At 66.2% G+C, this 2,709-nt stretch carries 2 protein-coding genes; both read right to left on the reverse strand.

What is annotated here, in order from left to right:
* Window positions 1-1,893 (reverse strand): glycoside hydrolase family 2 TIM barrel-domain containing protein (locus tag ACT84W_RS07490; RefSeq protein WP_444328749.1); only part of this gene is annotated, 1,893 nt, incomplete at its 3' end.
* 12 nt (window positions 1,894-1,905) lie between these two features.
* A partial coding sequence (locus ACT84W_RS07495) for a glucuronate isomerase (RefSeq protein WP_444328750.1) occupies window positions 1,906-2,709 on the reverse strand: 804 nt, incomplete at its 5' end.

The raw sequence follows: 2,709 nt of genomic DNA on the forward strand, positions 1-2,709 counted from the left end.
GCGGCGGCAGGTGGCCTCGTCGCGGCACTCCCCCGCCACGGCCTCGACACGGGTCTCGCCCTCGGCCAGCGGAATGAAGAGCCTGAACACGTGCGGGTCCTTCGGGTTCTCGCGCACGGTCTCGACCTTCTGGCCGTTGACGAGGAAGGTGACCTCGGGCTGGTTGGAGTACGCCTTGACGGTGATCGACTTGGCGCAGCGGTCCTCGAAGCGCTTGGAGCACACGTGCACGAAGGGCTCCTTGCTCCACCAGGCCTTGTAGATATAGAAGGAGTCCTTCTTGGTCTTGCGGTCGAAGGTGACGAGGCCCTTGTGGTTCATGCCGGGCTCGCCGCCCTGGTCGCGGGCATCGGCCGCGAAGTCGAACATGTTCCACACGTGCGTGGCCCAGAAGTACGGGCGGCGCGCGAAGAACTTGAGCATGTACTCGTGGTACACGCACTGGTACTCCTCGGTGTGGTCGTTGCGGCGCGGGCGCTCGGAGTGGAGGTTCGGCATGGCCTCGCAGCCGTACTCGCTCATGCCGATGGCGCGGTTGCGGTAGAACAGGCGCCAGAGCCCGAACCAGGCCTTGTTGAGCCACAGGCCGGGCACGTACCAGCCGAGGTAGAGGTTCCACGAAACGACGTCGGAGATGTGGGCGCTCTTGTTGAAGGGGCCGCACATGGCGTAGCAGGCAAGCGTCGTCGGGCGAGTGGGGTCCATGCGGTGGACGAGGTCGTTCAGCACATGGTGGTTGTCCAGCATGTCGGCCTTGTCCTTGGTCGAGATCGTGATCTCGTTGGAGAGGCCCCACACGCAAATCGACGCGTGGTTGTAGTTCTGGACGATGAGCTCGTGCATCTGGTCGAGAGTGTTCTGGCGGCCGTTGGGCAGGTGCTCCGAGATGTAGGGGATCTCGGCCCACACGACGAGGCCGGCCTCGTCGCAGGCGTCATAGAACACCTGGTTGTGCTGGTAGTGCGCGAGGCGGACGGTGTTCGCGCCGATCTCCTTGATGAGCTCGATGTCCTCGAGGTGCTGCTCGGGCGTGAGCGCGTTGCCGATGCCCTTGCGGTCCTGGTGGCGAGAGACGCCGCGCAGCGGGTAGGAGCGCCCGTTGAGGAAGAAGCCCTCGTTCGCATCGATGTGGAAGCTGCGCACGCCGAAGCGGGCGGACACCTCGTCGAGGGCGGCGCCATCGGCGCCGACGAGCGTCAGGCGCGCGGTGTAGAGGTAGGGGTCCTCCACGCCATCCCAGCGGTGCACGGCCGCGATGGGCAGCGTGACGTCGGTGCCCTCGCCGGAGGCAACCACGTTGCCCGCGGCGTCCACGAGCTCGACGCGCACCGTGGCGTCGGCCGCAGCAGGCCCGTCGACCCAGGACTCGACCTGGACCTGGGCGTCCGCGTCGCCGTCGGCGATATGGGGGGTGACCTTGAGGCCCGGGGTACCGTAGTAGTCGAGCGCGAAGTGCGTCGCGGAGCAGACGAGCAGCTTCACGTCGCGGTAGATGCCGCCGTAGAAGGTGAAGTCGGCCTTCTGGGGGTAGACGCGGTCGTTCTTCGAGTTGTCGACGGTGACCTTGAGGTCGTTCGTGCCGGCGACGATCTCGTCGGTCACGTTGACGCGGAAGGTCGAGTAGCCGCCGTCGTGGTGGCAGACGGCCTTGCCGCCAAGCTCCACGTCGGCCGTGGCGTTCACGCCGTCGAACTGCAGGTAGACGACCTGCGTGGCGGGGTCGAACGCCGGCGCCTCGAAGGTGCGCTCGTAGGTGCAGGTGCCGCGCCAGTAATCGTTGCCGCCGTCCTGGCCGTCGACGGCGTTCCAAGTGTGGGGCACGTCGACCGTGACGGGGGCATCGCCCGGCTTGGTGAACTCCCAGCCCTCGTTGAGGTTGATGTAGGTGCGCATGGTGTTGGGTCCTTACTCGAAGAATCCGAAGTAGTCGTGGGCGTTGTTGTAGCAGATGTCCTCGACGATGCCGCCCAGGTAATCCTCGTCCTCGGGCAGGCGACCCAGCTCGACCCACTCGCCGATCGTGTGGCACAGGACGCGGCGGAAGTACTCGTGGCGCGGGTAGCTGAGGAAGCTGCGCGAGTCAGTGAGCATGCCGGTGAAGTTGCCCAGCAGGCCCTGCTCGGCAAAGGTGGTGATCTGCTTCTTCATGCCGGAGAACGTGTCGTTGAACCACCAGGCGTTGCCGAACTGGATCTTAGGCTTGGCAGGCGAGCACTGGAAGGCGCCCGCGAGCGAGGCGAGGCCGAGCCAATCGGCGTCGTTCAGGCTGTAGAGGATGCACTTGGGCAGCCCGTCGGCCTGCTCGGCGGCGTCGAGGAGGCACTTGATCTGGTAGACCATGTCGGGCTGGTCGCCCACGGTGTCGAAGCCCGCGTCCACGCCGAGCTTCTCGAAGTTCTTCGACGAGTCGTTGCGGAAGCAGTTCATGTGGAGCTGCAGCGTCCAGCCGCGGCGCTCGTACTCGCCCATGAGGAAGAGCGTGAGGGCGGTCTGGTAGGCCGCGGCCTCGGAGGCGGAGCAGCCCTCCTCGTTGAGCGCGCGGCAGACGATCTCGTCGACCTGCTCATCGGTGGCGGGGCAGAACACGAAGGAGTTCATGCCGTGGTCGGCCAGGCGGCCGCCGACCTCGTGGAAGTAGTCGAGGCGCTGGCGCGCGGCGGCCTTCAGGGACTCCCAGTCGGTGACCTCGGTGCCCGAGACCTCAGAGAG

Source organism: Paratractidigestivibacter sp. (genome assembly GCF_052362415.1).
In the GTDB taxonomy this organism is placed as follows: domain Bacteria; phylum Actinomycetota; class Coriobacteriia; order Coriobacteriales; family Atopobiaceae; genus Paratractidigestivibacter.